Raw genomic sequence first — 20343 nt, forward strand, 5'->3', positions numbered from 1 at the left:
ATGCAGATCGCCATGGTCGTCTACGACCGCTTCACCGCCCTCGACGTCGTCGGGCCCTACGAGATCCTCAGCCGTCTGCCGGACGCCCGCGTCGACTTCGTCGCCGAGCGGCCGGGCGCCGTCCGCACCGACACGGGATTCCTCGCCCTCACCGCCGACAAGGCCCTGCGGGAGGTGCCCCGCCCCGACATCGTCGTGGTGGCGGGCGGCCCCGGCACGCTCGCGCAGCTGGAGAACGAGGCCCTGGCTGAGTGGCTGCGCGCGGCCGACGCGACCAGCGCCTGGACGACCTCCGTCTGTTCCGGGTCGCTGCTGCTGGCGGCCGCCGGCCTGCTGCGCGGACGGCGGGCGACCAGTCACTGGATCGCGCGGGACCTGTTGCGCCGGTACGGCGCCGAGCCGACCGGGCAGCGAGTGGTCTTCGACGGCAAGTACGTCACCGCCGCCGGGGTCTCCTCAGGCATCGACATGGCGCTCACCCTGGTCGGCAGGATCGGCGGCGACGAGCACGCCCAGGCCGTGCAGTTGCTGACCGAGTACGACCCGCAGCCGCCCTACGACGCCGGGTCGCCCGAGAAGGCGCCCGCGCATCTCGTCGAGGAGTTCCGCGCCTCCAGCCGGTTCAGCCTGACGTAGTCCAGGTGAAGCGCGGCGCGCGGCGCTCAAGGAACGCGGCGACGCCCTCCGCGGTGTCGCCGCTGCCGCGCGCCTGCTCCATCCAGTACGCCTCGCGGTGCGTGCGGCCGTTCGCGAACTCCTTGGCCGCGGCCTGCGTCAGCTGCGAGCGGGCGGCCAGGACGCTGGTGAACTCGGTGACCCGCTTGTCCAGTTCGCCCTCGGGCAGCAGCTCGTCGACGAGACCGGTGCGCAGCGCGCGCCCGGCGTCGATCAACTCGCCGGAGAACAGCAGGTACTTGGTGTTCGCCGGGCCGACCAGCGCGGCCAGTCGGCGGGTGGCGGAGGCCGGGTAGACGATCCCGAGCTTCGCGGGCGTCACCCCGAACAGCGCACCTTCCTCGGCGAACCGCAGATCGCAGGCGGCCGCAAGCTGGGCGCCGCCGCCCACACAGTGCCCACGCACCGCGGCCAGCGTCGGCTTGGGGAAGGCGGCCAGCGCCTCCTCCGCGAGCACGGCCAGGCGCTGCGCCTCCTCGGGGGAGTCCTGGAGCGTGGAGATGTCGGCGCCCGCGCAGAACGTTCCGCCCTCCCCGGTCAGCACCAGTACCCGGACCGTGGGGTCGGCGGCCAGGGCGTCGAGCAGCGGCGGCAGCGTCTCCCACATGGCGGCCGTCATGGCGTTCCGCTTGGCCGGATGGTGGATGACGACGGTCGCGACCCCGTCGGCGACGCGGTGCAGCAGCTGGGGCTCCATACGCCGGATGCTATCCGCAGCCGTCGAAGGCTCGACGAACGCGTACAACCCGAAGAGTTCGCAAGGTGGCGCGGCAGGGAGCAGGAGCGGTCACACAACTGACCGTGTCATACGCCAATGGTCAGATGTCGTCGATACTTGCTGACTTGTGTTCAGTCTTTTGGGACGGACCAGCGCATTCCCAACACTCGAGGTGTGGTGACAATCGAGCGCAAGGGTGGCGACCGGACGATGGAGAACGAAGGGCGAGGGTCCGGCCCACGCCCTGAAGGCGGCGGAAGGGCGCCGGAAGGCGTGAGGCCGACGGGACCGCTGCCGTACGAGGGGGTGTGGCGGTTCACCGCCGCCGCCGTGGACGCCTCGGTGCCGCAGGCGCGGCACGCGGTGCGGGACCTGCTCGTCCGCCAGGGCGTGCCGGTCTCTGACGACACCGTGCAGGCGCTGTTGCTGATCGTCTCCGAGCTGGTCACCAACGCGGTCCGGCACGCGGCGCTGCTGTCGCCGATGCTCGCCGTGGAGGTCGCCGTCGGCCCCGAGTGGGTGCGGGTGGCGGTGGAGGACGACCACCCCTACCGCCCGAGCGCGCTGGAGGCGGACCACGGCCGCACCGGGGGTCGGGGACTGCTCCTGGTGCGGGAGGTGACGAGGGAGGCCGGCGGGGTGTGCGACGTCGAGCACACGGCCGGCGGCGGCAAGGTGATCTGGGCCGCGCTTCCGCTCAAGCCCACGGGCGTCTTCTGAGCCGGCAGGGACGTCCACCGAGCCGGTCCGGCATCCGCGGACCGTGCGGGTCCGTCCGGGCGGGCCGGACGGACCCCCGCTTCACCAGCCCGCGGAGGGCCCGGTCAGCTCCCTGATCGCGGGCCGCGCCGCGTCCAGGACCGTCATGAACCACGACGAGAACCTGTCCTCGGCGTGCCGCTGGGCCAGCTCCTCCGTGGTCACGAACGCCGTCGCCCCGACCTCCTCCGGGTCCGGGTGCAGGGGGGACTGCACCAGGCCGACGAAGAGGTGGTTGTACTCCTGCTCCACCAGGCCCGAGTCCGGATCCGGATGGTTGTAGCGGACCGTGCCCGCCTCGGCGAGCAGCGACGGGGAGACGCCCAGCTCCTCGTACGTCCGCCGGGCCGCCGCCGCGAACGGCGCCTCACCCGGGTAGGGGTGGCCGCAGCAGGTGTTCGACCAGACGCCGGGGGAGTGGTACTTGCCCAGCGCCCGCTGCTGGAGCAGCAGCCGGCCCCGCTCGTCGAAGAGGAACACCGAGAACGCCCGGTGCAGCCGGCCCGGCGGCTGATGGGCGGCGAGCTTCTCGGCGGTGCCGATCGTGGTGCCGTTCTCGTCGACCAGCTCCAGCATGACGGCTTCGGCGGTGCCGTTCGGCGAACGGTGCGTCGCGGTGGCAGGTGTGATCGGCATACCCATCCTTCGCATCGGTTGTCCAGCCTCAAGTCTGCCGTACGAATCCGGCACTCCCGGCACTTCGCTCCTCCCCGCATGTCCCGGCACGGACGTATCGAAAGCGGTCCGGGACCACGCGGAGAGGGCGCCAAGAGCGGTCGGATACCTGATCGTGCCCGTCGCCACCGACGGGGAACCACGCGGGAGCGCGCCCACGGCAACCCGCGCCGGCGCACGCGCCGCGCACCCGTGGCGCAGCCCCGCGTACCCCCGCCGAGGGGCTCGCGTCCCGCTCAGTCGTGACGTGCCTCCGGGTGGTGCAGCAGCCACCCCTGCCAGGCCGACTCCACCATGTCGCGCACCCCGCGCTGGGCCCTCCAGCCCAGCTCCCGCTCGGCGAGCGCGGACGACGCGACCGCGCGGGGCGCGTCCCCGGGGCGGCGCGGCTCGACGACCGCGGGCGTGCCGTCACCGGTCACCTCGCCGATGAGCGTGACGAGCTCCCGTACCGAGACGCCCTCGCCACGGCCGACGTTGACCGTCAGGTCGCCCGTCGCGCCCCCGGCCAGCCGCCGGGCCGCAGCGAGGTGCGCCTCGGCGAGGTCGGCGACGTGGATGTAGTCGCGGACACAGGTGCCGTCCGGTGTCGGATAGTCGTCGCCGAAGATCCGCGGGGCCTCGCCGCGGGTCAGCCGGTCGAAGACCATGGGCACGACGTTGAACACGCCCGTGTCGGCCAGCTCCGGCGCCGCCGCGCCCGCCACGTTGAAGTAGCGCAGACACACCGTCGCCATGCCGTGCGCCCGGCCCGCCGCCCGCACCAGCCACTCGCCCGCGAGCTTCGTCTCGCCGTACGGGCTCATCGGGGTGCAGGGGGTGTCCTCCGTGATGAGGTCCACATCCGGGTCGCCGTACACGGCCGCGGACGACGAGAACAGAAACCGCCTGATCCCGGCCTCCGCGACCGCGTCCAGCAGCGTGGCGAGACCGCCCAGGTTCTCCCGGTAGTAGTGCGTCGGCCGCTCCACGGACTCGCCGACCTGCTTGCGCGCCGCGAGGTGCACCACACCGGTCACCTCGTGCTCGGCCAGGACACTCTTGAGCAGCTCGCCGTCCAGCGCGGAGCCCCGCACCAGTGGAACGCCCTCCGGAAGCCGGGAGCGAACGCCGGCCGAGAGGTCGTCCAGGACCAGGACGCGCTCACCCTCGGCGACCATCGCCCGCGCCACATGGGCTCCGATGTACCCGGCTCCGCCGGTGATCAGCCATGTCATGGAGCCTCACCCTATGCCCGTCCGGCGAACGCCGTCCGGCCCCGCCCGCCCAGCTGTCGGGAATGGGTGGATCCGCACCCGCGGTTTGTGGCCTGCCCGTCCCATCCCCGATGATGATCGCGGCGGTGGCCGCACAGGCCGGGTTGATCAGCCCGTGAACGCCCGGTGAACCTGGGCTTCCAGGCATCCGATAGCCTCTGCCGACACGCCGCCCGGCCCCTGCCCGGGCGTACCGCATCGCACACATGACCGGCGCCCGTACGCGCGTCGGCCTTCAGGGAGTGAGTTCGTCTGTCGACCGCCATCCTCACCGGACAGCCGGTCCCCGGATCGTCGCTCGAGGGCGATCTGCGGTCCCTCGGCTTCGACGTGCGGGTCGCCACCGGCACCGGTGACGCCGAGGCCCTCCTCGCCGCCGTGCCGGCGGGCCAGCGGGTCGCGATCGTCGACGCCCGCTTCGTGGGGCATCTGCACGCCCTGCGCCTCGGTCTGACCGATCCCCGCTTCCCGGCCGCCGCCGTGCCCGGTGCCGTCACCGCCCAGCCCGCCGCCCGCCCGGCCCTGACCCGTGCTCTGGCCCGCGAGAACTCCGCCACGGCCGGCGGTGCGGCCGTGGTCACCGACAACCTCGCCGAGCGCATCACCGCCGCCCTCGACGCCGACGGCATCCCGGTCCACCGCCCCGAACTCGGCACCCTGGTCGCCGCCGTCCCCACCGACCCGCAGTCCCGCAACGAGGCCCGGCAGGCGGTCGCCGCCGTCGACGACGAGGCCGTCCGGCTGCGCAGCGCCGTCAAGGCCCGCGACGGCTTCTTCACCACCCACTTCATCAGCCCGTACTCGCGCTACATCGCGCGCTGGTGCGCCCGCCGCGGGCTGACCCCCAACCAGGTCACCACCGCCTCGCTGGTCACCGCCCTCATCGCGGCGGCCGCCGCGGCCACCGGCACCCGCGGCGGTTTCGTCGCGGCCGGCGTCCTGCTGATCCTGTCCTTCGTCCTGGACTGCACCGACGGCCAGCTCGCCCGGTACTCCTTGCAGTACTCCACGCTCGGCGCCTGGCTGGACGCCACGTTCGACCGGGTCAAGGAGTACGCCTACTACGCGGGCCTCGCCCTCGGCGCCGCCCGCGGCGGCGACGACGTGTGGGCGCTCGCGCTCGGCGCGATGGTCCTGCAGACATGTCGGCACGTGGTCGACTTCGCGTTCAACGAGGCCAACCACGACGCGACCGCGAACACCAGCCCCACCGCGGCCCTCTCCGACCGCCTGGACAGCGTCGGCTGGACGGTGTGGGTGCGCCGGATGATCGTTCTGCCGATCGGGGAGCGCTGGGCGCTGATAGCCGTCCTGACGGCCGCCGCCACTCCCCGTGTCACCTTCGTGGTGCTGCTCATCGGCTGCGCCTTCGCGGCGACGTACACCACGGCGGGCCGGGTGCTCCGGTCGGTGACGCGCAAGGCGCGCCGCACCGACCGGGCGGCTCGGGCGCTGGCGGACCTCGCGGACAGCGGGCCGCTCGCCGAGCTGCTGACGCGCGTCGCGCGTCGGGTGTCCTTGCGGGCACCCGCCTGCACCGCCCTGGTCGGCGGCGCCGTCGTCGTGCTCGCGGCCTCGCTCGCCGGATACGGCAGCTGGTGGCCCGTCCTGGGCGCCGTCTTCTACGTGCTTCAGTCGCCCCTGGCCCTGGCCCTGGCCCGCCCCCTCAAGGGCCCCCTGGACTGGCTGGTCCCCCCGCTCTTCCGGGCCGCCGAATACGGCACGGTCCTCGTACTCGCCGCGAAGTCCGGGGTGAACGGAGTGCTGCCGGCGGCTTTCGGCCTGGTGGCGGCCGTCGCCTACCATCACTACGACACGGTGTACCGCATCCGCGGCGACGCCGGCGCGCCGCCGCACTGGCTGGTGCGCGCGATCGGGGGGCACGAGGGCCGGACGCTGCTCGTCACGGTTCTCGCCGCAACTCTCACCGCGGCACAGTTCAAGGTCGCCCTCACGGCCCTCGCCGGGTACGTGGCGCTCGTGGTGCTCGTCGAGAGCATCCGCTTCTGGGTGGCCGCACACAAGGGCGGCGCACCCGCCGTACACGATGAAGGAGAACCCGCATGATCGGCCTCGTGCTGGCGGCCGGCGCCGGACGGCGCCTGCGCCCCTACACCGACACCCTGCCCAAGGCTCTGGTGCCGGTGGGGCCCGAGGGCGCGGAGGACAGCCTCACGGTCCTCGACCTCACGCTCGGCAACTTCGCCGAGGTGGGCCTGACCGAGGTCGGCGTCATCGTCGGCTACCGCAAGGAGGCCGTGTACGAGCGCAAGGCGGCCCTCGAGCAGAAGTACGGCCTGAAGCTCACCCTGATCGACAACGACAAGGCCGAGGAGTGGAACAACGCCTACTCCCTGTGGTGCGGCCGTGACGCCCTCAAGGACGGCGTGATCCTCGCCAACGGCGACACCGTCCACCCGGTCTCGGTCGAGAAGACCCTGCTCGCCGCCCGCGGCGACGGCAAGAAGATCATCCTCGCCCTCGACACGGTCAAGAAGCTCGCCGACGAGGAGATGAAGGTCGTCGTCGACCCCGCCAAGGGCGTCCAGAAGATCACCAAGCTGATGGACCCGGCCGAGGCGACCGGCGAGTACATCGGCGTCACCCTCATCGAGGGCGAGGCCGCCGAGGAGCTGGCCGACGCCCTCAAGGCCACCTTCGAGCGCGACCCGCAGCTGTACTACGAGGACGGCTACCAGGAGCTCGTCAACCGCGGCTTCAAGATCGACGTGGCGCCGATCGGCGACGTCCCGTGGGTCGAGATCGACAACCACGACGACCTGGCCCGGGGGCGGGAGATCGCGTGCCGGTACTGACGAGGCTCATCCCCTCGCCGGTCGTCGTGGACATCCGTGCGGGTGCCCTCGACGACCTGGCGGGCGTGCTCGCGGACGAGCGCATCTCCCACTCGGGCAAGCTCGCCGTCGCGGTCAGCGACGGCTCCGGCGCCCGGCTGCGGGAGCGGCTCTCCCCCAGCCTGCCCGGTGCCACCTGGTACGAGGTCGGCGGCGGCACCCTCGACGACGCGGTCCGGCTGGCCGGTGAGATGAAGTCCGGCCACTACGACGCGCTCGTGGGGCTGGGCGGAGGCAAGATCATCGACTGCGCCAAGTTCGCCGCGGCGCGCGTCGGCCTGCCCCTGGTCGCCGTGCCCACGAACCTCGCGCACGACGGCCTGTGCTCCCCGGTCGCCACCCTCGACAACGACGCGGGCCGCGGCTCGTACGGAGTGCCGAACCCGATCGCGGTCGTCATCGACCTCAACGTGATCCGCGAGGCACCCGTCCGTTTCGTGCGCTCCGGTATCGGCGACGCCATCTCCAACATCTCCGCGGTCGCGGACTGGGAGCTGGCCAACCGTGTCAACGGCGAGAAGATCGACGGCCTCGCCGCGGCCATGGCCCGGCAGGCCGGCGAGGCCGTGCTGCGCCACCCCGGAGGGATCGGCGACAACGACTTCCTCCAGATCCTCGCCGAGGCGCTGGTCCTCAGCGGCATCGCCATGTCCGTGTCGGGCGACTCCCGCCCCTCCTCCGGGGCCTGCCACGAGATCAACCACGGCTTCGACCTGCTGTTCCCCAAGCGCGCGGCCGCCCATGGCGAGCAGTGCGGCCTCGGTGCCGCCTTCGCGATGTACCTGCGCGGGGCGCACGAGGAGTCGGCGTTCATGGCCCAGGTGCTGCGCCGGCACGGGCTGCCCGTGCTGCCGCAGGAGATCGGCTTCACGGTGGACGAGTTCGTCCGGGTCGTGGAGTACGCCCCGCAGACCCGGCCCGGCCGCTACACGATCCTCGAACACCTCGACCTGAAGCCCGAACAGATCAAGGACACCTACGCCGACTATGTCAAGGCCATCGGTAGCTGAACTCCGGCCCGTCGTGCACCCCGCAGGGGTGAAGGACCGGCGCAGCGGTGAGCACTGGATGGGACGCCTCTACATGCGAGAGGTGTCCCTGCGGGTCGACCGCTACCTGGTCAACACCAGGGTCACACCCAACCAGCTCACGTACCTGATGACCGTCTTCGGCGTGCTCGCGGCCCCGGCACTGCTCGTGCCGGGGATCTGGGGCGCAGTGCTCGGCGTGGTGTGCGTCCAGCTGTACCTGCTGCTGGACTGCGTCGACGGGGAGATCGCGCGCTGGAAGAAGCAGTACTCGCTGGGCGGGGTGTACCTGGACCGAGTCGGTGCCTACCTCACCGATGCCGCCGTGCTCGTCGGCTTCGGTCTGCGCGCCGCCGACCTGTGGGGCAGCGGCCGTATCGACTGGCTGTGGGCCTTCCTCGGGACGCTGGCCGCGCTCGGTGCCATCCTGATCAAGGCCGAGACCGACCTGGTCGGCGTGGCCCGGCACCAGGGCGGGCTGCCGCCGGTGAAGGAGGCCGCCTCGGAGATGCGCTCCTCCGGCATGGCCCTGGCCCGCAGGGCCGCCGCCGCGCTCAAGTTCCACCGGCTGATCCTGGGCATCGAGGCGTCCCTGCTGATCCTGGTCCTGGCGATCGTGGACACGGTGCGGGGCGACCTGTTCTTCGAGCGGCTCGGCGTGGCCGTGCTGGCCGGCATCGCGCTGCTCCAGACGGTGCTCCACCTCGTGTCCATCCTGGCCTCCAGCAGGCTGAAGTGAGCGGCGCCGCACGCGGCGGTGCCGCCCCGGGCGGCGCCCTGAAGGTCGGGGCCGTCATCATCACGATGGGCAACCGCCCGGCCGAGCTCCGCGGCCTCCTCGACTCGGTGGCCAAGCAGGACGGCGACCCCGTCGAGGTGGTCGTGGTCGGCAACGGCTCCCCGGTCCCGGACGTCCCCGACGGCGTTCGCACGATCGAGCTGCCCGAGAACCTCGGCATCCCCGGCGGCCGCAACGTCGGCATCGAGGCCTTCGGCCCCGGCGGCACCGACGCCGACGTGCTGCTCTTCCTCGACGACGACGGCCTGCTCGCCCGCACCGACACCGCCGAGCTGTGCCGCGAGGCCTTCGCCGCGGACCCCCGGCTCGGCATCATCAGCTTCCGCATCGCCGACCCCGACACAGGCGAGACCCAGCGCCGCCACGTGCCCCGGCTGCGCGCCTCCGACCCGATGCGCTCCTCGCGGGTGACCACCTTCCTGGGCGGCGCCAACGCCGTCCGCACGAAGGTCTTCGCCGAGGTCGGCGGCCTGCCGGACGAGTTCTTCTACGCCCATGAGGAGACCGACCTGGCCTGGCGGGCCCTGGACGCGGGCTGGATGATCGACTACCGGTCGGACATGGTGCTGTACCACCCCACGACCGCGCCCTCCCGGCACGCGGTCTACCACCGGATGGTCGCCCGCAACCGGGTGTGGCTCGCCCGCCGCAACCTGCCCGCCGTCCTCGTCCCGGTGTACTTGGGCGTCTGGATGCTCCTGACGCTGCTGCGCCGCCCCTCGCGGGCCGCCCTGAGGGCCTGGTTCGGCGGCTTCCGGGAGGGCTGGACGACCCCCTGCGGGCCCCGCCGGCCCATGCGGTGGCGTACGGTCTGGCGGCTCACCCGACTGGGCCGACCCCCGGTGATCTGACAAGCTCGGTACTCGGAAGCCAGCGGGCGGGGGCCCACATCGCGGCTCCACCCGAGCGCGGGCCCCCCGCGCATCCCGAAAACGGAGAGTTTGCCAACCTGTGAGTGAGACAACGCATGACGGGCGCGTCGCGGTGACCGACGGCCCGTCCGCCGATGGCGGGCTGAGCCCGGCCGAGCTGGCCGCCAAGTACGGCCTCTCGGTGAGCGGTGCCCGGCCCGGACTCGTCCGCTACGTCCGCCAGCTGTGGGGACGGCGCCACTTCATCCTCGCCTTCTCGCAGGCGAAGCTCACCGCCCAGTACAGCCAGGCCAAGCTCGGCCAGCTGTGGCAGGTCGCCACCCCGCTGCTGAACGCGCTCGTGTACTACTTCATCTTCGGGCTGATCCTGAAGGCCAGCCGGGGCATGTCGCACGGGACGTACATCCCGTTCCTGGTGACCGGCGTGTTCGTGTTCACCTTCACCCAGAGCTCGATCATGGCGGGCGTCCGGGCGATCTCCGGCAACCTGGGCCTGGTCCGGGCCCTGCACTTCCCGCGCGCCTCGCTGCCCATCTCCTTCGCGCTGCAGCAGCTCCAGCAGCTGCTCTTCTCGATGATCGTGCTGTTCGCCGTCGCCATCGGGTTCGGCAGCTACCCGAGGCTGTCCTGGCTGCTGATCATCCCGGTCCTGGTGCTGCAGTTCCTCTTCAACACCGGCCTGTCCCTGATCGTGGCGCGGATGGGTGCCAAGACCCCGGACCTCGCGCAGCTGATGCCCTTCATCCTGCGCACGTGGATGTACGCCTCCGGTGTCATGTTCTCCATCCACACCATGCTCGCCGGCCGCCCGGAATGGGTCGTCCGCGCGCTGCAGGCGAATCCGGCCGCCGTCTACATGGACCTGATGCGCTTCGCGCTCATCAAGAACTACGGCGCCGCCAACCTCCCGCCGCACGTGTGGGCCATCGCCTTGTTCTGGGCCGTCGTCGTCTTCGCCGGCGGGTTCGTGTACTTCTGGAAGGCGGAGGAGCGGTACGGCCGTGGCTGAGCAGAACACCGGGGCCAGGGTGCCCACCGTCATCGCGGACGAGCTGCACATCGTCTACCGCGTCAACGGTGCCGGGGCCGGCAAGGGCAGCGCGACCGCCGCTCTGAGCCGCATCCTCAAGCGGGGCTCCGACGACGCGGCGCGCGGTGTCCGCAGGGTGCACGCGGTCAGGGGAGTGTCGTTCGTCGCCTACCGCGGCGAGGCCATCGGGCTGATCGGCTCCAACGGCTCCGGCAAGTCCACGCTGCTGCGCGCCATCGCCGGACTGCTGCCCCCGGAGAAGGGCAAGGTCTACACCGACGGCCAGCCCTCGCTGCTCGGCGTCAACGCGGCCCTGATGAACGACCTGACGGGCGAGCGCAACGTCATCCTGGGCGGTCTGGCGATGGGCATGTCACGGGAGGAGATCAAGGCCCGCTACCAGGACATCGTCGACTTCTCGGGCATCAACGACAAGGGCGACTTCATCACCCTGCCGATGCGCACCTACTCCTCCGGCATGGCCGCCCGGCTGCGCTTCTCCATCGCGGCCGCCAAGGACCACGACGTCCTCATGATCGACGAGGCCCTCGCCACCGGCGACCGCGCCTTCCAGAAGCGGTCAGAGGACCGCATCCGGGAACTGCGCAAGGAGGCGGGCACGGTGTTTCTGGTCAGTCACAACAACAAATCCATCCGTGACACCTGCAACCGCGTCCTGTGGCTGGAACGCGGGGAACTCCGGATGGACGGCCCCACGGAAGAGGTCCTGAAGGAATACGAGAAGTTCACGGGCAAGTGATCACCGCCGCCCGGGGCCCCGTCGCAACGTTTCGGCGGGGCCCTGCGTCTGCAAAGGAAACGTCAACTCGGGTTCGTCTCAGGAATCTTGGCGCCAATCGGTGTGTTGTTGTGATGTGCAGGACACCCCGCCGAAGCTCCGCGCGTTGTACAACGTAAGCTGTGACAGTGCTGATTCGCGGCAAGTGGGGCGATAATGCCATACACCCCCACACCTGTCGCGCTGCACGGACAGTCGGGCGGCGTGTCCGAAAGAGGTTGTATTGGGTCGGCGGTGTAGAACGGGAGATGTGACGGCAATGGCTACGGAAAGTCTCCAGCTCCGCGGGACATGTGCCGTCCCCGCGCCGGGCGGCGAGCGGTGACGCAAGCCGGGACGGCGCGCATCGGCGACTTGGAGCGCGGCACCCTCGACAAGGCCGCGGACGAGAACTTCCCCGTGGCGCCGTTCTTCCTGCCGAAGGCCTGGCGGGAAGACCTCATGGCCGTCTACGGCTTCGCCCGGCTGGTCGACGACATCGGTGACGGCGACCTCGCCCCCGGCGGGTCGGACGCCCGCCTGCTCGGCGTGTCGCCCGAGGAGGCCGGGGACCGCCTGCTCCTCCTGGACGCCTTCGAGGCCGACCTGCGCCGGGTCTTCGACGCGACACCCCGTCACCCCCTCCTGCGCCGGCTGCAGCCCACGGTCCGGCGCGCCGGCCTCACCCCCGAGCCGTTCCTCGGCCTGATCGCCGCCAACCGCCAGGACCAGCTCGTCAAGCGCTACGAGACGTACGACGACCTCCTCGCCTACTGCGAACTCTCCGCCAACCCGGTCGGCCGCCTCGTCCTCGCCGTGACCGGCACCTCCACCCCCGAGCGAGTCCGCCGCTCCGACGCGATCTGCACGGCCCTGCAGATCGTCGAGCACCTCCAGGACGTCGCCGAGGACCGCGACCGCGACCGCATTTATCTGCCCGCCGCGGACATGAAGCGCTTCCACGTGCAGGAGGCGGACCTCGCCACGCCCACAACGGGCGCATCGGTGCGCGCGCTGGTCGCGTACGAAGCAGAACGCGCCCGCGATCTCCTGAATGAAGGCGCCCCCCTGGTGGGTAGCGTCCACGGCAGGCTGAAGCTGCTGCTCGCGGGCTTCGTGGCGGGAGGAAGGGCGGCCATCCACGCGATCGCCGCAGCCCATTACGACGTACTTCCCGGCCCGCCCAAGCCCGGCAAGCTCCGGTTGCTGCGCGAGGTGGGCGTGACTCTGCGAGGAGAGGGGTGATCCGGACCGTGGAGTCGGAAGAACACGTGTCCCCACCGGTACTCGCCGCGTACCGCTACTGCGAGGCCGTGACCGGGCAGCAGGCCCGTAACTTCGCCTACGGGATCAGGCTCCTGCCGACGCCGAAGCGCCGCGCGATGTCGGCGCTCTACGCGTTCTCCCGGCGTGTCGACGACATCGGTGACGGCGCGCTGGCGGCCGACGTCAAGACGGCTCGGCTGGAGGAGACCCGCGCGCTGCTGGCCCGTATCCGTGACGAGGAGGTGGCCGAGGACGACACCGACCCGGTCGCCGTCGCCCTCACCCATGCCGGTCGGCACTTCCCGATCCCCCTCGGCGGCCTCGACGAACTCATCGACGGCGTCCTGATGGACGTACGCGGCGAGACGTACGAGACCTGGGACGATCTGAAGGTCTACTGCCGCTGTGTCGCCGGGGCCATCGGACGGCTCTCGCTGGGTGTGTTCGGCACCGAACCGGGGGCGCGCGGCGCCGAGCGCGCGCCGGAGTATGCCGACACGCTCGGGCTCGCGCTGCAACTCACCAACATCCTCAGGGACATCCGCGAGGACGCCGAGGGCGGCCGCGTCTACCTTCCCGCCGACGATCTCGCCAAGTTCGGCTGCTCGGCAGGGTTCCACGGACCGACCCCACCCGAGGGCTCCGACTTCGCGGGCCTCGTGCACTTCGAAGTGCGTCGGGCCCGCGCTCTTTTCGCCGAGGGATACCGGCTGCTGCCCATGCTCGACCGGCGCAGCGGCGCCTGCGTCGCCGCCATGGCCGGCATCTACCGCCGGCTCCTGGACCGTATCGAGCGCGAGCCGGAGGCCGTGCTGCGCGGCCGGGTCTCGCTGCCCGGGCGTGAGAAGGCGTACGTCGCTGTGCGCGGCCTGTCGGGGCTCGACGCGCGGAACGTGTCCCGACGGACCGTCAGGAGGCGTGTGTGATCGACACCCCGGTTCCGTCTCCCGCCACCTCCGAAAAGCGGCAGGCAACCCTCCGATGCGGCGCGGCGTCCCTGACTGCGACGGCCTGCCGTGCATCGTTCAAGCACCACGGTGGACCGGCACGGGAGGAAGCACGATGAGCGACGGCACCCATGCGGAGGACCCGGTCGCGGACACCGGGGGTCACCGTGGCATGCCGTCCTCGCCCGGCACGTCCGCCGTGGTGGTCGGGGGCGGACTCGCCGGGATCACGGCCGCGCTGGCGCTCGCCGACGCCGGGGTGCGGGTCACCCTGCTGGAGGGACGACCGCGGCTCGGCGGACTCGCGTTCTCCTTCCACCGCGGCGATCTGACCGTCGACAACGGCCAGCACGTCTACTTGCGCTGCTGCACCGCGTACCGCTGGTTCCTCGACCGCATCGACGCCTCCACGCTCGCGCCCCTGCAGGATCGTCTCGACGTGCCCGTTCTCGACGCGAACGCCGCACCGGGACGGCGGCTCGGCAGACTACGGCGCGACGCGCTGCCCGTACCCCTGCATCTCGGGCGCAGCCTGGCCACCTATCCGCATCTCTCGCTCGCCGAGCGCGCCAAGGTGGGGCGTGCCGCACTGGCGCTGCGAGCACTTGACCTCGCGGACCCCGCGCTCGACGCGCAGGACTTCGGCAGCTGGCTGACCGCGCACGGTCAGTCGGCGCGTGCCGTCGAGGCACTGTGGGACCTGGTCGGGGTCGCCACCCTCAACGCGGTGGCCGGCGACGCCTCGCTCGGGCTCGCCGCGATGGTGTTCAAGACGGGCCTGCTGTCCGACCCCGGCGCGGCCGACATCGGCTGGGCACGCGTCCCGCTGGGCGAACTGCACGACCGGCTGGCCCGCAAGGCGCTCGACTCCGCGGGCGTCCGAACCGAGCTCCGTACACGCGTCACCTCCATCTCCATTGACGAAAACGGGGTCTGGAGCGTTCAGGTTCCCGGCGAGCGCATCGAAACGGACGCCGTCGTCCTCGCCGTTCCGCAGCGCGAGGCCCACGATCTGCTGCCCCCCGGCGCCCTGGAGGCCCCCGAGCGGCTGCTGGACATCGGCACCGCGCCGATCCTCAACATCCACGTCGTCTATGACCGCAAGGTGCTCAACCGCCCGTTCTTCGCCGCCCTCGGCTCCCCGGTCCAGTGGGTCTTCGACCGCACCGAGGCCTCCGGACTGCGCGAGGGCCAGTACCTGGCGCTGTCGCAGTCGGCGGCCCAGGAGGAGATCGACGAGCCGGTCGCCGTACTGCGCGAGCGCTACCTGCCCGAGCTCCAGCGGCTGTTGCCCGCCACCCGCGGCGCCCAGGTGAAGGACTTCTTCGTGACCCGGGAGCGCACGGCGACGTTCGCCCCCAGCCCTGGCGTCGGGCGTCTGAGGCCCGGCGCCCGCACCAAGGCCCCCGGCCTCTGCCTGGCCGGAGCGTGGACCGCCACCGGGTGGCCCGCGACCATGGAGAGTGCGGTCCGCAGTGGCATCGGTGCGGCGGGCGCCGCACTCGGCGCGCTGGGCCGGTCCGGCGCCCACCTCCCCGATCTCTTCGAGGAGGCGGCATGAGCGTCGATTCGCTGGAAACGGGCCCCCGCACCCCCGGTATCGCAACAAGAGGAGAGACCGTGCCCACTGTGCCCCCGGCCGAGACGGCCGCCCCGAGGACCGCGGTGGACGTGTCCGCGCTCCTGGAGCGCGGCCGGACGCTGGCCACCCCGGTGCTGCGGTCGGCCGTCGACCGCCTGGCGCCGCCCATGGACACCGTCGCCGCCTACCACTTCGGCTGGATCGACGCCCAGGGCAACCCCGCGGACGGCGACGGCGGAAAGGCCGTGCGCCCCGCGCTGGCCCTGCTGTCCGCCGAGGCCGCCGGCCGGGCGCCCGAGGTGGGCGTGCCCGGCGCGGTCGCGGTCGAGCTGGTGCACAACTTCTCCCTGCTGCACGACGACCTGATGGACGGTGACGAGCAGCGCCGCCACCGCGACACCGTGTGGAAGGTGCACGGCCCCGCGCAGGCCATCCTGGTCGGCGACGCGCTGTTCGCCCTGGCCAACGAGGTGCTGCTGGAGATCGGCACCGTCGAGGCCGGCCGCGCCACCCGCCGGCTGACCACCGCCACCCGCGCCCTGATCGACGGTCAGGCGCAGGACATCTCCTACGAGCACCGCGAGCGGGTCACCGTCGCCGAGTGCCTGGAGATGGAGGGCAACAAGACCGGCGCCCTGCTCGCCTGCGCCTCCTCCATCGGCGCGGTCCTCGGCGGTGCGGACGACGCGACGGCCGACACGCTGGAGAAGTACGGCTACCACCTCGGCCTCGCCTTCCAGGCCGTCGACGACCTCCTCGGCATCTGGGGCGACCCGGAGGCCACCGGAAAGCAGACCTGGAGCGATCTGCGCCAGCGCAAGAAGTCCCTGCCGGTCGTGGCCGCGCTGGCGGCAGGCGGAGAAGCCTCCGAGCGGCTCGGCGAGCTGCTCGCAGAGGACGCCAAGAGCAGCGACTTCGAGAACTTCTCGGAGGAGGAGTTCGCCGCGCGCGCCGCGCTCATCGAGGAGGCCGGCGGCCGGGAATGGACCGCTCAGGAGGCGCGTCGCCAGCACGCGATCGCCATCGAGGCCCTGGACGCCGTCCGGATGCCCCAGGAGGTGCGCGACCGGTTCACGGCGCTCGCCGACTTCGTCGTCGTACGGAAGAGATGATCACTATCGGTCGAATACACCTCGCGTAGTCGCCGGCCGGTGCCCTGAGCGCACGCGCACCGGCCGACGGCGGACCCACAGCAGCACGATTTCGTACGACTGCACGAAGGGGAAGCCATGACAGCGACGACCGACGGAAGCCCCGGGGCCCTGCCGCCCCGCGCTGCCTCGGCCAGCGACACCAGCGAACCGATCCCGGGGGCGGCCGGGGCCGGAGGCACTCGAGACGCCGCCGAGCGCGCCATGCGGCGCGCCACAGACTTCCTGCTCGCGCGGCAGGACGCCCAGGGCTGGTGGAAGGGCGACCTCGAGACCAACGTCACGATGGACGCCGAGGACCTGCTGCTGCGTCAGTTCCTCGGCATCCGTGACGAGAAGACCACCCGCGCCGCCGCGCTGTTCATCCGCGGCGAGCAGCGCGACGACGGCACCTGGGCCACCTTCTACGGCGGACCCGGCGAACTGTCCACCACCATCGAGGCGTACGTCGCCCTGCGCCTGGCGGGCGACGCGCCGGACGAACCCCACATGGCGAAGGCGTCCGCCTGGATCCGCGAACAGGGCGGCATCGCCGCCGCCCGCGTCTTCACCCGGATCTGGCTGGCCCTGTTCGGCTGGTGGAAGTGGGAGGACCTGCCCGAACTCCCGCCGGAGCTGATCTGGTTCCCGAAGTGGATGCCGCTGAACATCTACGACTTCGGCTGCTGGGCACGGCAGACCATCGTGCCGCTCACCATCGTCTCCGCCGAGCGCCCGGTGCGGCCCGCGCCGTTCCCGCTCGACGAGCTGCACACCGACCCGGACCACCCCAGCCCGGACAGAGACCTCGCCCCGGTGGCGAGCTGGGACGGGGTCTTCCAGCGGCTCGACAAGGCGCTGCACCAGTTCCGCAAGGTCGCCCCGCGCCGACTGCGCAGGGCCGCCATGAACACGGCCGCCCGCTGGATCATCGAGCGGCAGGAGAACGACGGCTGCTGGGGCGGGATCCAGCCGCCCGCGGTGTACTCGGTCATCGCCCTGCACCTGCTCGGCTACGACCTCCAGCACCCGGTGATGCGCGAGGGCCTCGCGTCGCTGGACCGTTTCGCCGTATGGCGGGAGGACGGCGCCCGGATGATCGAGGCGTGCCAGTCCCCGGTGTGGGACACCTGTCTCGCGACCATCGCGCTCGCCGACGCGGGTGTGCCCGCCGACCACCCGCAGCTGGTAAAGGCGGCCGACTGGATGCTGGGCGAGCAGATCGTCCGGCCCGGCGACTGGTCGGTGCGCCGCCCCCAGCTGCCGCCGGGCGGCTGGGCGTTCGAGTTCCACAACGACAACTACCCCGACATCGACGACACCGCCGAGGTCGTCCTCGCGCTGCGCCGGGTCGAACACCACGACCCGGACCGGATGGAGAAGGCCATCGGGCGCGGGGTGCGCTGGAACCTCGGCATGCAGTCGAAGAACGGCGCGTGGGGCGCCTTCGACGTGGACAACACGAGCCCGTTCCCCAACCGGCTGCCGTTCTGCGACTTCGGCGAGGTCATCGACCCGCCGTCGGCCGACGTCACCGCGCACGTCGTGGAGATGCTCGCGGTCGAGGGCCTCGCCCACGACCCGCGCACCCGCCGCGGCATCGAGTGGCTGCTGGCCGAACAGGAGCCGGACGGCTCGTGGTTCGGGCGCTGGGGCGTCAACTACGTCTACGGCACCGGGTCCGTGGTGCCCGCCCTGGTGGCCGCCGGCATCCCCGCCGCGCACCCGGCGATCCGCCGTGCCGTCGCCTGGCTGGAGAGCGTGCAGAACGACGACGGCGGCTGGGGTGAGGACCTGCGCTCCTACAAGGACGCCGGGAAGTGGAGCGGCAGGGGCGCCTCGACCGCCTCGCAGACGGCGTGGGCCCTGCTCGCGCTGCTGGCCGCTGGGGAGAGCGAGTCCAAGGCCGTCGAGCGCGGCATCGAGTTCCTCGCCCAGACCCAGAACGAGGACGGCTCCTGGGACGAGCCGTACTTCACCGGCACCGGCTTCCCCTGGGACTTCTCCATCAACTACCACCTCTACCGGCAGGTCTTCCCGCTCACCGCACTGGGCCGCTATGTGCACGGCGAGCCGTTCGCCAAGGCCAAGGGGAGCTGATGAGCGTCAAGCCCGAGCCGGCCCCGCTGCTGATCGCCTGCGCGCTCGGCATCGAGCACCTCGCCCTGCGCAGCGGCGGTCACAGCGTGAGGCGAAGGGGCGCGCCGGTGTCGAGAGGCCGTGGGGGTCCCCCCTGCTCCTGGGGGTCCCCCGGCTCGAGCGAAGCCGAGAGTGGGGGAAGAGCCGAGAGCTCGGGGGAGCGCGGAGGCCCCGACGAAGGAGGGGCCGAGCACGGTCGGGCTCTCGACACCGGCTTCCGGCGCCCCGCAGCCGAACCGAGCAAGTGGGGTGCCGACGGGCCCGTGACCGTACTCCGTACGGGTATGGGACCCCGGGCGGCCGAACGGTCGGTCACCCGGGCGCTCGGCGAGCCGGGCTTCGCTCTCGCGGCTGTCCTCGCCACGGGCTTCTGCGCGGGACTCGCACCGGGGATGCACCCCGGTGACCTGGTCGTCGCCGAGGAGACCCGGGACCCCCGCGGTACCACCCCGTGCGAGGGCACCGACCTGCTCGTCAAGGAACTCGTGCGCGCCGTCCCGGGGCGCACCGTCCACACCGGACCGCTCACCGGTTCGGACCACGTCGTCCGTGGTCAGGAGCGGTCCGAACTGCTCGCGACCGGCGCGATCGCGGTCGACATGGAGTCCGCGGCCACGCTCCTGAGCGCCGTTCGGACGGGCGCCCGCCCGGTTGCGGCCGTCCGGGTGGTCGTGGACGCTCCAGAACATGAACTCGTCCGCATCGGCACCGTTCGCGGTGGAATATCAGCTTTCCGTGTTCTTCGTGCCGTGCTGCCTGTTTTCTTCGAATGGCACCGTTCTTTGCTGCTCCCCAGGAGGTGAGCCAGATGGCCATGCCGCTGCGCCAGTCCATCAAGGTGGCGACCTATCTCTTCGAACAGAAGCTGCGCAGGCGGGACAAGTTTCCGCTCATCGTGGAGCTGGAACCGCTCTTCGCCTGCAACCTGAAGTGTGAGGGCTGCGGCAAGATCCAGCATCCGGCGGGAGTGCTGAAGCAGCGCATGCCGGTGGCGCAGGCCGTGGGAGCGGTTCTGGAGTCCGGTGCGCCGATGGTGTCGATCGCGGGCGGCGAGCCGCTGATGCACCCGCAGATCGATGAGATCGTCCGGCAGTTGGTGGCGCGCAAGAAGTACGTCTTCCTGTGCACCAACGCCATGCTGCTGCGCAAGAAGATGGACAAGTTCACGCCGTCCCCGTACTTCGCGTTCGCCGTGCACATCGACGGCCTGCGCGAGCGGCACGACGAGTCCGTGGCGAAGGAAGGCGTGTTCGACGAGGCGGTGGAGGCCATCAAGGAGGCCAAGCGGCGTGGCTTCCGGGTCACCACCAACTCGACCTTCTTCAACACGGACACCCCGCAGACCGTCGTCGAGGTGCTCAACTACCTCAATGACGACCTGAAGGTGGACGAGATGATGATCTCGCCGGCCTACGCCTACGAGAAGGCGCCCGACCAGGAGCACTTCCTCGGCGTCGAACAGACCCGTGAGCTGTTCAAGAAGGCCTTCGCGGGCGGCAACCGCGGCCGCTGGCGGCTCAACCACTCCCCGCTGTTCCTCGACTTCCTCGAGGGCAAGGTCGACTTCCCGTGCACCGCCTGGGCGATCCCGAACTACTCCCTCTTCGGCTGGCAGCGCCCCTGCTACCTGATGAGCGACGGGTACGTGCCCACCTACCGGGAACTGATCGAGAAGACCGACTGGGACAAGTACGGCCGCGGCAAGGACCCGCGCTGCGCCAACTGCATGGCGCACTGCGGCTACGAGCCCACCGCCGTCCTCGCCACCATGGGCTCGCTGAAGGAGTCCCTGCGGGCCATGCGTGAGACCGTCCAGCAGAACAACGGGTGACGT

The 20343-nt window shown here is 71.5% G+C and carries 20 protein-coding genes; 17 read left to right on the plus strand and 3 right to left on the minus strand.

Features of this window, described 5'->3' with window-relative positions:
* Positions 1 to 636 carry a DJ-1/PfpI family protein gene (locus N8I84_RS34185; RefSeq protein ID WP_263233347.1) on the plus strand — a complete coding sequence of 212 codons (636 nt, stop codon included), beginning with the start codon at positions 1 to 3 and terminating at the stop codon, positions 634 to 636.
* Here the strand turns inward: N8I84_RS34185 and N8I84_RS34190 are convergent.
* Positions 623 to 1372: an enoyl-CoA hydratase/isomerase family protein gene (locus N8I84_RS34190; RefSeq protein WP_263233348.1), complete on the minus strand. Its 750-nt coding sequence runs from the start codon at positions 1370 to 1372 to the stop codon at positions 623 to 625. The genes N8I84_RS34185 and N8I84_RS34190 overlap by 14 nt on opposite strands.
* Positions 1373 to 1603: 231 nt before the next feature.
* On the opposite strand from N8I84_RS34190, the gene N8I84_RS34195 reads away from it, so the two are divergent.
* Positions 1604 to 2113, plus strand: coding sequence for an ATP-binding protein (locus N8I84_RS34195; protein WP_200420595.1), 510 nt, complete (start codon positions 1604 to 1606; stop codon positions 2111 to 2113).
* 81 nt (positions 2114 to 2194) lie between these two features.
* Here N8I84_RS34195 and idi read toward each other — a convergent pair whose 3' ends face one another.
* The gene (idi, locus tag N8I84_RS34200; protein WP_263233349.1) at positions 2195 to 2788 is read right to left on the minus strand and encodes an isopentenyl-diphosphate Delta-isomerase; all 594 of its coding nucleotides are present in this window, start codon (positions 2786 to 2788) and stop codon (positions 2195 to 2197) included.
* 275 nt (positions 2789 to 3063) lie between these two features.
* Positions 3064 to 4044, minus strand: a complete 981-nt coding sequence (gene galE / locus N8I84_RS34205; RefSeq protein WP_263233350.1) for a UDP-glucose 4-epimerase GalE — start codon at positions 4042 to 4044, stop codon at positions 3064 to 3066.
* 291 nt (positions 4045 to 4335) lie between these two features.
* Here galE and N8I84_RS34210 point away from each other — a divergent pair, with 291 nt between their 5' ends.
* The 15 genes from N8I84_RS34210 (at position 4336) to hpnH (ending at position 20340) form a co-directional block, all read left to right on the plus strand.
* On the plus strand, positions 4336 to 6150 hold the full coding sequence (locus N8I84_RS34210; protein WP_263234973.1) for a CDP-alcohol phosphatidyltransferase family protein: 1815 nt from the start codon (positions 4336 to 4338) through the stop codon (positions 6148 to 6150).
* Positions 6147 to 6899, plus strand: a complete 753-nt coding sequence (locus N8I84_RS34215; protein WP_263233351.1) for a phosphocholine cytidylyltransferase family protein — start codon at positions 6147 to 6149, stop codon at positions 6897 to 6899. The genes N8I84_RS34210 and N8I84_RS34215 overlap by 4 nt, the downstream gene beginning before the upstream one ends.
* A complete protein-coding gene (locus N8I84_RS34220; protein WP_263233352.1) occupies positions 6887 to 7948 on the plus strand; it encodes an iron-containing alcohol dehydrogenase family protein in 1062 nt (353 codons plus the stop codon). The genes N8I84_RS34215 and N8I84_RS34220 overlap by 13 nt, the downstream gene beginning before the upstream one ends.
* Complete coding sequence (locus N8I84_RS34225) at positions 7926 to 8705, plus strand: CDP-alcohol phosphatidyltransferase family protein (protein ID WP_263233353.1); 780 nt, start codon at positions 7926 to 7928, stop codon at positions 8703 to 8705. Before N8I84_RS34220 ends, N8I84_RS34225 begins: the two co-directional genes overlap by 23 nt.
* Before the next feature lie 38 nt (positions 8706 to 8743).
* Positions 8744 to 9616 (plus strand): glycosyltransferase family 2 protein, encoded by an 873-nt coding sequence (locus N8I84_RS34230; protein WP_263234974.1) that lies wholly within the window; start codon positions 8744 to 8746, stop codon positions 9614 to 9616.
* 100 nt (positions 9617 to 9716) lie between these two features.
* Positions 9717 to 10646 carry an ABC transporter permease gene (locus tag N8I84_RS34235; RefSeq protein ID WP_263233354.1) on the plus strand — a complete coding sequence of 310 codons (930 nt, stop codon included), beginning with the start codon at positions 9717 to 9719 and terminating at the stop codon, positions 10644 to 10646.
* Complete coding sequence (locus tag N8I84_RS34240; RefSeq protein WP_263233355.1) at positions 10639 to 11427, plus strand: ABC transporter ATP-binding protein; 789 nt, start codon at positions 10639 to 10641, stop codon at positions 11425 to 11427. The genes N8I84_RS34235 and N8I84_RS34240 overlap by 8 nt, the downstream gene beginning before the upstream one ends.
* 360 nt (positions 11428 to 11787) lie before the next feature.
* Positions 11788 to 12690, plus strand: a complete 903-nt coding sequence (gene hpnC / locus N8I84_RS34245; RefSeq protein ID WP_263233356.1) for a squalene synthase HpnC — start codon at positions 11788 to 11790, stop codon at positions 12688 to 12690.
* Complete coding sequence (gene hpnD, locus N8I84_RS34250; RefSeq protein WP_263233357.1) at positions 12687 to 13637, plus strand: presqualene diphosphate synthase HpnD; 951 nt, start codon at positions 12687 to 12689, stop codon at positions 13635 to 13637. The genes hpnC and hpnD overlap by 4 nt, the downstream gene beginning before the upstream one ends.
* Positions 13634 to 13777, plus strand: coding sequence for a DUF6380 family protein (locus tag N8I84_RS43230; RefSeq protein ID WP_374707182.1), 144 nt, complete (start codon positions 13634 to 13636; stop codon positions 13775 to 13777). The genes hpnD and N8I84_RS43230 overlap by 4 nt, the downstream gene beginning before the upstream one ends.
* A complete protein-coding gene (gene hpnE / locus N8I84_RS34255) occupies positions 13774 to 15219 on the plus strand; it encodes a hydroxysqualene dehydroxylase HpnE (RefSeq protein WP_313884313.1) in 1446 nt (481 codons plus the stop codon). Before N8I84_RS43230 ends, hpnE begins: the two co-directional genes overlap by 4 nt.
* On the plus strand, positions 15216 to 16352 hold the full coding sequence (locus tag N8I84_RS34260; protein ID WP_263233358.1) for a polyprenyl synthetase family protein: 1137 nt from the start codon (positions 15216 to 15218) through the stop codon (positions 16350 to 16352). The genes hpnE and N8I84_RS34260 overlap by 4 nt, the downstream gene beginning before the upstream one ends.
* Positions 16353 to 16469: 117 nt before the next feature.
* A complete protein-coding gene (gene shc, locus N8I84_RS34265) occupies positions 16470 to 18470 on the plus strand; it encodes a squalene--hopene cyclase (RefSeq protein ID WP_263233359.1) in 2001 nt (666 codons plus the stop codon).
* Positions 18470 to 19312, plus strand: coding sequence for a phosphorylase family protein (locus tag N8I84_RS34270; RefSeq protein ID WP_449334048.1), 843 nt, complete (start codon positions 18470 to 18472; stop codon positions 19310 to 19312). The genes shc and N8I84_RS34270 overlap by 1 nt, the downstream gene beginning before the upstream one ends.
* 5 nt (positions 19313 to 19317) lie before the next feature.
* Entirely contained in the window at positions 19318 to 20340 is a 1023-nt protein-coding gene (hpnH, locus tag N8I84_RS34275) for an adenosyl-hopene transferase HpnH (protein ID WP_263233360.1), read from the plus strand.
* Positions 20341 to 20343 lie beyond the last annotated feature (3 nt).

Source organism: Streptomyces cynarae (assembly GCF_025642135.1).
In the GTDB taxonomy this organism is placed as follows: domain Bacteria; phylum Actinomycetota; class Actinomycetes; order Streptomycetales; family Streptomycetaceae; genus Streptomyces; species Streptomyces cynarae.

Excerpts from the sequence above, each read along its gene's own strand:
- N8I84_RS34185 (WP_263233347.1), top strand. The coding sequence starts at position 1 with ATGCAGATCGCCATGGTCGTCTACGACCGCTTCACCGCCCTCGACGTC.
- N8I84_RS34190 (WP_263233348.1), bottom strand. The coding sequence starts at position 1,372 with ATGGAGCCCCAGCTGCTGCACCGCGTCGCCGACGGGGTCGCGACCGTC.
- N8I84_RS34195 (WP_200420595.1), top strand. The coding sequence starts at position 1,604 with ATGGAGAACGAAGGGCGAGGGTCCGGCCCACGCCCTGAAGGCGGCGGA.
- idi (WP_263233349.1), bottom strand. The coding sequence starts at position 2,788 with ATGCCGATCACACCTGCCACCGCGACGCACCGTTCGCCGAACGGCACC.
- galE (WP_263233350.1), bottom strand. The coding sequence starts at position 4,044 with ATGACATGGCTGATCACCGGCGGAGCCGGGTACATCGGAGCCCATGTG.
- N8I84_RS34215 (WP_263233351.1), top strand. The coding sequence starts at position 6,147 with ATGATCGGCCTCGTGCTGGCGGCCGGCGCCGGACGGCGCCTGCGCCCC.
- N8I84_RS34225 (WP_263233353.1), top strand. The coding sequence starts at position 7,926 with ATGTCAAGGCCATCGGTAGCTGAACTCCGGCCCGTCGTGCACCCCGCA.
- hpnE (WP_313884313.1), top strand. The coding sequence starts at position 13,774 with ATGAGCGACGGCACCCATGCGGAGGACCCGGTCGCGGACACCGGGGGT.
- N8I84_RS34260 (WP_263233358.1), top strand. The coding sequence starts at position 15,216 with ATGAGCGTCGATTCGCTGGAAACGGGCCCCCGCACCCCCGGTATCGCA.
- shc (WP_263233359.1), top strand. The coding sequence starts at position 16,470 with ATGACAGCGACGACCGACGGAAGCCCCGGGGCCCTGCCGCCCCGCGCT.
- N8I84_RS34270 (WP_449334048.1), top strand. The coding sequence starts at position 18,470 with ATGAGCGTCAAGCCCGAGCCGGCCCCGCTGCTGATCGCCTGCGCGCTC.
- hpnH (WP_263233360.1), top strand. The coding sequence starts at position 19,318 with ATGGCCATGCCGCTGCGCCAGTCCATCAAGGTGGCGACCTATCTCTTC.